At 64.6% G+C, this 7,525-nt stretch carries 10 protein-coding genes; 9 read left to right on the top strand and 1 reads right to left on the bottom strand.

Annotation, left to right across the window (positions count from 1 at the left end):
- Positions 1-890 (bottom strand): sodium-dependent bicarbonate transport family permease (locus tag RMO97_RS20430; RefSeq protein ID WP_310542843.1); only part of this gene is annotated, 890 nt, incomplete at its 3' end.
- Positions 891-989: 99 nt separating this feature from the next.
- Here RMO97_RS20430 and RMO97_RS20425 point away from each other — a divergent pair.
- The 9 genes from RMO97_RS20425 to RMO97_RS20385 all read left to right on the top strand — a co-directional run.
- Positions 990-1,862 (top strand): LysR substrate-binding domain-containing protein, encoded by an 873-nt coding sequence (locus tag RMO97_RS20425; protein WP_310542842.1) that lies wholly within the window; start codon positions 990-992, stop codon positions 1,860-1,862.
- A gap of 529 nt (positions 1,863-2,391) precedes the next feature.
- The gene (locus tag RMO97_RS20420) at positions 2,392-2,862 is read left to right on the top strand and encodes a TerB family tellurite resistance protein (protein ID WP_310542841.1); all 471 of its coding nucleotides are present in this window, start codon (positions 2,392-2,394) and stop codon (positions 2,860-2,862) included.
- A 38-nt stretch (positions 2,863-2,900) separates the two neighbouring features.
- Positions 2,901-3,047 (top strand): hypothetical protein, encoded by a 147-nt coding sequence (locus RMO97_RS20415; protein ID WP_309643972.1) that lies wholly within the window; start codon positions 2,901-2,903, stop codon positions 3,045-3,047.
- A 24-nt stretch (positions 3,048-3,071) separates the two neighbouring features.
- Positions 3,072-4,064: a TerC family protein gene (locus RMO97_RS20410; protein WP_310542840.1), complete on the top strand. Its 993-nt coding sequence runs from the start codon at positions 3,072-3,074 to the stop codon at positions 4,062-4,064.
- 25 nt (positions 4,065-4,089) lie between these two features.
- Positions 4,090-4,833 (top strand): Bax inhibitor-1/YccA family protein, encoded by a 744-nt coding sequence (locus RMO97_RS20405; protein ID WP_310542839.1) that lies wholly within the window; start codon positions 4,090-4,092, stop codon positions 4,831-4,833.
- 24 nt (positions 4,834-4,857) lie between these two features.
- The gene (locus tag RMO97_RS20400; protein ID WP_304774637.1) at positions 4,858-5,145 is read left to right on the top strand and encodes a zf-TFIIB domain-containing protein; all 288 of its coding nucleotides are present in this window, start codon (positions 4,858-4,860) and stop codon (positions 5,143-5,145) included.
- A 10-nt stretch (positions 5,146-5,155) separates the two neighbouring features.
- Positions 5,156-6,295: a dihydroorotase gene (gene pyrC, locus RMO97_RS20395; protein ID WP_310542838.1), complete on the top strand. Its 1,140-nt coding sequence runs from the start codon at positions 5,156-5,158 to the stop codon at positions 6,293-6,295.
- Between the two features lie 205 nt (positions 6,296-6,500).
- Positions 6,501-7,211: a GTP cyclohydrolase I gene (folE, locus tag RMO97_RS20390; protein WP_310542837.1), complete on the top strand. Its 711-nt coding sequence runs from the start codon at positions 6,501-6,503 to the stop codon at positions 7,209-7,211.
- A gap of 2 nt (positions 7,212-7,213) precedes the next feature.
- A partial coding sequence (locus RMO97_RS20385; RefSeq protein WP_310542836.1) for a BLUF domain-containing protein occupies positions 7,214-7,525 on the top strand: 312 nt, incomplete at its 3' end.

Raw genomic sequence — 7,525 nt, 5'->3', positions numbered from 1 at the left:
TCCGCCTGCGGCGCCGCGAGCCGCATCGCGGCGGGTACGGCGATGTAGGAGGCCGATCCGGCCAGGATCGCCAGAAGCGCCCCGTCGCCCACATCAAGGCCGGCCCATCGGGCGATGAACAGGCACGAAACCGCGGAGAGCATCGGAAACCCTATGGCGAAGCCCAGGAGGGGGGGCGTCAGTTTCCGACCACCGGCCATCAAGCTGCGGGCCGCGACCAGGCCCGTATCGAGCAGGAAGAAGCAAAGGGCCCCTTGGAACAGCGGGCCGACAAAGACATCGAGCTTGGCCAGGCCTGGCGGTCCCGAAACCAGCCCCACCATGAAGCTGCCAAGCAGCATGACGGTGGCGGCGCCGAACACGACTTCCCTCATGACGCCCACCTGCCCCAAGGCGCCGCCCGGGCGACCCGAAGGCCCCGCGGCGGAGCGATTCAGCAGCAGCAGCGCCGTCAGGATGGCGGGCGCTTCCATAAGGGCGAGGACCGCGGCCATGTAACGCCCCGGCGCCAGGCCTTGTGCGGCCAGGTAGGCCTCTCCCGCCGCGAAGGTGACGACCGAGACCGAGCCGTAGGTCGCCGCATGGGCGCAGATCGTCGCATGGTCGAGACGTGAGATTTTCTTGAGGACGACGTAGGCGACGAGCGGCAGCAGCGCACTGAGCGCGACGCCGAGGCCGGCCGCCACCAGGAAGTCGCCGTCCAGGCCGGCCGTCCTGGCCTCCGCCCCGCCTTTGAACCCGATGCACAGCATCAGATAGAGCGCCACCGACTTGGCCACGGGTTCCGGCACGGCGAGGTCTGATCGTGCGAAGGCCGCGCCGGCGCCGAGCAGGAAGAACAGAACCGCCGGGGTCGTCAGCAACGCGAGGCCGGGTAGGGTTTCGAGCATGGGTCACCATTCGGGAGTTGGGGCGCGCGCTCTTTGGCCTCGACCTTGACCTCACTCCAGTTTATTTCAGTCATGGTCGACATAACGAATGGTTATGAAATGCCAAACCGACTGGTGAACCTCGACCTGGAGCTGCTGCGCGCCTTCGTCGCCGTGGTGGAGACCGCCAGCTTCACCCGGGCCGCTGCGCTGTTGGGACGGACCCAACCGGCCGTCAGCCTGCAGATCCGGCGTCTGGAAGACCAACTCCGCGCGCCTCTCCTCGACCGGACCGGCAAGTCCATCAGCCTGACCCTGGAAGGCGCGGTCCTGCTGCCGCAGGCGCGCCGGTTGCTCCGCGTGAATGACGAGATCGTCGCGAGCCTCGGCGAGGGCGACCTCGAAGGCGAAGTGCGGTTCGGCGCGCCCGAGGACATCGCCACGCTGCACCTTCCCGCCATCCTGGGCGGCTTCGCGCGCAGTCATCCGAGGATCACGCTCGCGGTGACGGCGGACTACACGGCGAACCTTCTGGACCAACTGTCGCGCGGCCTGCTGGATCTGGCGCTCATCAAGCGAGAACCCGTTGGCCCGGAGCTCGGGGTTCGCGTCTGGCGCGAGCCGCTGGTGTGGGTGGCGCAGGACGCCGCGATTCTTGAGACCAAACCCCTGCCGTTGATCATCGCCCCCGCGCCGGACATCTACCGCAAGCGAGCCCTGGCAGCCTTGCAGGAGGCCGATATTCCCTTCCGCGCCGCCTTCACCTCCCCCAGCCTCGCGGGCCAGATGGCGGCCCTGCGGGCGGGCCTGGGTGTCGGCGTGCTTCCGCTGGCCATGGCGCCGCGCGAGCTCATCGTCCTCGGCGAACCGCTCCCCAAGCTCGCTGACAGCGAGATCGCCCTGGTCACCGCGCGCGGCGCGACCGAGGGCCCCGCAAAGCTGTTGGCCCAGGAAGTCCTGCGCACCCTGGAACGAGGCGCGACGGGACCCTGATCCCGCCCAGGCGAAGGCCGCGTCGGCGCTGGCGCTCGATTCCACGGCCATAAGCGAACCTTATGGGCTTCATCGCGCATTCTCATTGGCGATATGGAGCCGGGTTCGGCATCCTGTTTATGCGGCCCGGGCCCCTCTGACGATCATCCTGATCGTGATGTCGGATCGCATCGGGTGCGCTCGATGACGGGGTCCTACTGCTCTCTCCCCCTTCGAACAAAGGCGCCTTAGCGTCGAGTGCGCCCTCCTCGAGAAGGAGTGGCTCCATGTTGTCCATCATACTTGCGCGGCTGCGTCGCCTGCGGCTGCTGGTGCAGGCCGCGCTCACGTCTCCCAGGGTCAGGCGCAACCGCCGCGCCGTTCGCGTTTCCCGGCAGGACAAGCCTAAGGGCGCCGGGCTTTGGCGGTACAGCGGACAGCCCACGCTGCGCCCCACGATGTGGGGCCGCGCCCTCGCCCTTCAGCCGGTCAGGTCGCGCAGACGCTAGCCAGCTATCCATCAAGACTCTGGACCGCTCAGGAGGCGCCCATGACATTGACCACCCAAAAACATCGAACTCCCCCCGCCATCTCGGCGACCGACGTCTGGACTCCAGGTGACGAGATCGAAATGGACGCGCTCATCGCGGCCTGCGCCCTCGTGGCGCAGGCTGATGGCTGGGTCACACCAGACGAACGCCAGCGCACGGTCGAACGCATGCGCAGATCGCCGGCTGTCGCCGTGTTTGGCGTTCAGGAGGTCCTGCTAGGCTTCGAGAGCCTCAACGAACGCTTTGATCGGGATCTCGACGATGGCGTCGCAGCGGCCGAGGCAGCCGTGCGACGTCTCGCGGGTCGACCAGGCCCGTCGCGGTTGCTGGTTGAGACCGCCTGCGCGGTCGCCGAGGCTGACGGGGGCTTCGACGCCGAAGAGCGCGATGTCGTCCTGCGGCTCTGCGACCTGCTGGATCTAGAGCCTGCCACGTTCGAGATCGTGGCGGATCAAGGTCGTCAGCCATGAGGATCGGACCTCCCGCCATACCTTACTGGACTGCCGCCATGGCCGCCCAGCTGACCCAGACCGTCGGTCAGGCCGCAGGTCATCGCAGTGTTTCGACCGAGCGTCCGGTCGAGCCTGCCAACACCGTCAGTGACCACACGACCTTGCGTCGCGTGAGCCCGCACACGTTCGACATTCGCGTCTGATCACCGACGCTTACCGGAGCCTTCATGGACTTTCTAACTCAGGACTTTCTATCAAAGCCGATCTGGATGTGGGCGAGCTTCCTCGGCCTCGTCGTCGTGCTGCTGGTGCTCGATCTCGGCGTCTTGCACCGAAAGCATCGCGAGATTGGCGTCCGCGAAAGCCTGCTGATGTCGCTCGGCTATCTCACCCTGGGCGTTGGTTTCGGGGGATGGGTCTGGTTCACCCTCGGCGCCCAGTCCGGCATCGAGTATCTGACCGGGTTTGTGGTCGAGAAGAGCCTGGCGATGGACAACGTCTTCGTCATCGCCATGATTTTCGGATACTTCGCCATCCCCCAGAAGTATCAGCACCGGGTGCTGTTCTGGGGCATCCTTGGCGTCATTATTCTTCGCGCCATCATGATCGCCGGCGGCGCCGCGCTCGTCGCGGAGTTCTCCTGGCTCCTCTATGTCTTCGCGGCCTTCTTGATTTTCACGGGCATCAAGATGCTCGCCATGGCCGACAAGTCGCACAACCTTGCCGACAACCCTCTTCTGCGGTTGATGAGACGCCGTTTGCGAGTGACCGACGAGCTGCACGGAGAACGCTTCTTCGTCAGGCTGCCAGATCAGAAGACTGGCCGGCTGGCGACCCATGTGACCCCGGTGTTCATGGCCTTGCTGCTTATCGAGATCGCAGACGTGATCTTCGCGGTCGACTCGGTCCCGGCGATCTTCGCCATCACCACGGACCCCTACATCATCTACACCTCCAACATCTTCGCGATCCTTGGCCTGCGGGCGCTGTATTTCGCCCTCGCCGCCATCATCCATCGCTTCGCCTATCTGAAGCAGGCGCTGGCTGTGCTGCTGATCTTCATCGGCTCGAAGATCTTCGTCGCCGATCTGCTGGGGTGGGAGAAGTTTCCGGCCGCGGTGTCCCTGGGCGTCACTTTCGCCATCCTCGCCAGCGGAATCGGCTGGTCGCTCTGGCGGACCCGCCCGGGGGTCGCTGCAGCAACCCCACCCGCGGCTTAATCCTAACCCTTGAAGGGAGCTTCCCATGGAAAAGTTGAATCCGACCCTGGACCAGGCCCTTACCCGGCCCAACATGGCGATCGACGCCGGGCTTCGGGGGTTCATGCTGGGCGTCTACAACAAGATGGCCCTTGGCCTTCTGGTCTCGGCGGGCCTGGCCTGGACCACCTCGGCCTGGGCGCCGGCGCGAGACGCCCTGTTCGTCGTCTCGGACGGGCGTCTCTCGGGCTACACCCTGGCGGGAACGATCCTCGTGTTCGCGCCGCTCATGGTCCTGCTGGGCTCGGCATTCCTGATGCGGAACGCCTCTGCGAGGACCGCCAGCGCCCTCTACTGGACGGTGGTGGCGCTGATCGGCGCATCGTTCGGCGCGCTGGCCTTGCGGTACACAGGTCAGAGCCTGGCCTCGACCTTTCTGGTCACCGCCACGGCCTTTGGCGCGCTGAGCCTCTATGGCTACACCACGAAGCGTGACCTGACCGGCATCGGCGCTTTCCTGATCATGGGCGTCGTTGGTCTGCTCATCGCCAGTCTGGTCAACCTCGTGCTACAGTCATCGCTGTTGATGCTGATGATCAGCGGCATAGGTGTGCTGATTTTCGCCGGTCTGACCGCCCATGACACCCAACGCCTGAAGTTGACCTACTACCAGCTCGGTGGCGACAAGGCCGCGCTGGGCTCCGCGACAAGCTTTGGGGCGCTGAGCCTCTACCTCGACTTCGTGAACCTGTTCCAGTTTCTGCTGGCTTTTCTTGGTCAGCGGCGCTGACGCCTCTTCTTGGGAGATCAAGCTATGCCGCTGCTACTGTGCCCCAACGACAACGCCGCGATGACGACCGTTAACCGCGACGGGGTCGAATTCGACATGTGCCCCACCTGTCGTGGCGTCTGGCTAGACCGCGGCGAACTGGAGAAACTCATAACCTCCGGGGAGGCGCCAGGGCGTCCGGCGCCATCTGCGCCCGGGTATCAGCGACCGGCGCCCAGTGAATACCGTTCGGAGAACCCAGGCCGATACGACCGCGACGACGACGGCTATCGCAAGAAGAAGCGGCGCGACATCTTCGACATTTTTGATTGATGCACCGTCCATGACCCTGCCGTCCCAGCATGACCGCCTCGTCCTGAGGCGACCGGACGATTGGCATGTCCATCTGCGCGACGGCGATGTGCTGTCGGCTGTCGCGACCTATACGGCGCGGCAGTTCCGGCGTGCCATCGTCATGCCAAATCTCGTTCCACCGATCTCAACCGTTGCAGCGGCTGAAGCCTATCGCGAGCGGATCAAGCGGGCTGTCGATCCCGCCTTGAGGTTCGACCCGCTGATGGTCTGCTACCTCACAGATGAGGCCGACCCCGGCGAAATAGCCCGAGGCTTCGCCAGAAAGGTGTTCGCCGCTTGTAAGCTCTATCCGGCGCACGCCACAACGAACGCGCAACACGGGGTCACCGATATCTACAAAGTGTTTCCCGTCCTGGAGCGCATGCAGCGCATCGGCATGCCCCTTCTGATTCACGGTGAAGTCACAGACCCGACCGTCGACATCTTCGATCGCGAAGCTGTCTTCATCGAGCGGGTTTTCTCCAAAATCAACGTCGCCTTCCCAGGGCTCAAGACGGTTTTCGAGCACATCACAACGGCTGACGCGGTCTCGTTTGTCATCGGCGGCGGGCCAAGTCTTGCGGCCACGATCACACCCCATCACCTTCGAATGAACCGCAATGCGATGTTTGAGGGCGGCATCCGACCGCATCACTATTGCCTGCCCGTGGCGAAGCGCGAGTCGCACCGTCTCGCGCTTCGGCGCGCGGCGACGTCGGGATCACCGAAGTTCTTCCTGGGCACCGACTCTGCGCCGCATTCGGTCATGCAGAAGGAATCGGCATGTGGTTGCGCCGGCATCTTCAACGCCCCGTTTGCGATCGAGAGTTACGCCATGACCTTTGAAGAGGAAGGGGCTCTACATCGCCTTGAGGGGTTTGCATCTGAGTACGGACCGGCCTTCTACGGCCTTGCACCGAATAGCGATCAGATCGTTCTCGAACGGCGATCGGTGGATGTGCCCGCGAAACTCATCGATGCGTCGGAGGCGTTCGTCCCATTTCATGCCGGCGAGACGCTGCCCTGGCGCTTTGCAGGCCTCGCAGATCAAAAGGCCTTGCGAACAAAAGGCGAAGCAGGTCTGGCGCTCCTCGGGCGCGAAGAAGAGCCGAACGGTCAAGCCGGCTGACCAGCCCCCGTCTTCCTCCAGCCGTTTGGCGGATCAACAGCCCACAGAACTCGGGCGCTTGCCCCGAAGTCGCAAAAACGGCCCCCGATAGTCCTGCGGCGGCGCTTGCATCTGGAACAGCTTGGCCATCGTATCGATGGGGCGTCGGAACGCAGGCCTCGCCAGAGGCCGCGCGCGCGCGCCAGAGTTCAGGAGTGGAGACCCGGTGACCAAGACGCCTCCAGACGACGCGCGCGACGCGCAGCCGGTTTCCGCGAAGATCCGCGCCCGGCTGAAGGCCTCCAAGAAGCGCTTCCACGCCAATGACAACATCTCGGCCTTCCTGGAGCCTGGGGAGCTTGAGGCGCTGCTGGCCGAGGTGGAGGGGAAGTTCAAGGGCGTGCTCGACAGCCTGGTGATCGACACCCAGAGCGATCACAACACCCAGGAAACCGCCAAGCGGGTGGCCAAGATGTACCTGACCGAGGTGTTTCGCGGGCGCTACGCCCCGGCGCCGCCGGTCACCGAGTTTCCCAACGCCGAGGCCCTGAACGAGCTGATGATCGTGGGCCCGATCACCATCCGCAGCGCCTGCAGCCACCATTTCTGCCCGATCATGGGCAAGCTGTGGGTGGGGCTGATGCCCAACGAGCACTCCAACCTGATCGGCCTGTCGAAATATTCCCGCCTGGCCGAGTGGGTGATGTCACGCCCCCAGATCCAGGAGGAGGCCATCACCCAGATGGCCGACCTGCTGATGGAGAAGGTGCGGCCCGACGGCCTAGCCGTGGTGATGCAGGCCGATCACTTCTGCATGCACTGGCGTGGCGTGAAGGACAACGAGACCATGATGATCAACAGCGTCATGCGCGGCTCCTTCCTGAAGGACCACAACCTGCGCAGCGAGTTCCTCTCGCTGCTGAAGCACCGGAGCTGAGGATGCTCGTTCGCTGCCTGTACGCCAGCCGCCCGTCGGCCGCTCTTCAGGGTCCGGGTCTGGACCTGATCCTGGAGCAGTCGCGCAAGAACAACCCCGCGCTCGGGATAACCGGCCTGCTCTGCGTGTCGGAGAACCTGTTCATCCAGGTGATCGAGGGCGGCCGGGACGAAGTCTGCGAACTGTTCAACGCCATCGTGCGGGACGACCGCCACCAACAGGTGCGCCTGCTGACCTATGAGGAAATCTCCGAGCGCAGGTTCGGCAACTGGACCATGGGCCATGTGAGCATCGCCAAGCTCAACCCCGCCCTG

This window comes from Phenylobacterium sp. (genome assembly GCF_031425575.1).
GTDB lineage: Bacteria > Pseudomonadota > Alphaproteobacteria > Caulobacterales > Caulobacteraceae > Phenylobacterium.
The sequence above is the reverse complement of the archived record's forward strand: the minus strand, read 5'-3'. Positions and strand labels throughout refer to the sequence as shown.

Excerpts from the sequence above, each read along its gene's own strand:
- RMO97_RS20415 (WP_309643972.1), top strand. The coding sequence starts at position 2,901 with ATGGCCGCCCAGCTGACCCAGACCGTCGGTCAGGCCGCAGGTCATCGC.
- RMO97_RS20400 (WP_304774637.1), top strand. The coding sequence starts at position 4,858 with ATGCCGCTGCTACTGTGCCCCAACGACAACGCCGCGATGACGACCGTT.
- RMO97_RS20405 (WP_310542839.1), top strand. The coding sequence starts at position 4,090 with ATGGAAAAGTTGAATCCGACCCTGGACCAGGCCCTTACCCGGCCCAAC.
- pyrC (WP_310542838.1), top strand. The coding sequence starts at position 5,156 with ATGACCCTGCCGTCCCAGCATGACCGCCTCGTCCTGAGGCGACCGGAC.
- RMO97_RS20410 (WP_310542840.1), top strand. The coding sequence starts at position 3,072 with ATGGACTTTCTAACTCAGGACTTTCTATCAAAGCCGATCTGGATGTGG.
- RMO97_RS20420 (WP_310542841.1), top strand. The coding sequence starts at position 2,392 with ATGACATTGACCACCCAAAAACATCGAACTCCCCCCGCCATCTCGGCG.
- RMO97_RS20425 (WP_310542842.1), top strand. The coding sequence starts at position 990 with ATGCCAAACCGACTGGTGAACCTCGACCTGGAGCTGCTGCGCGCCTTC.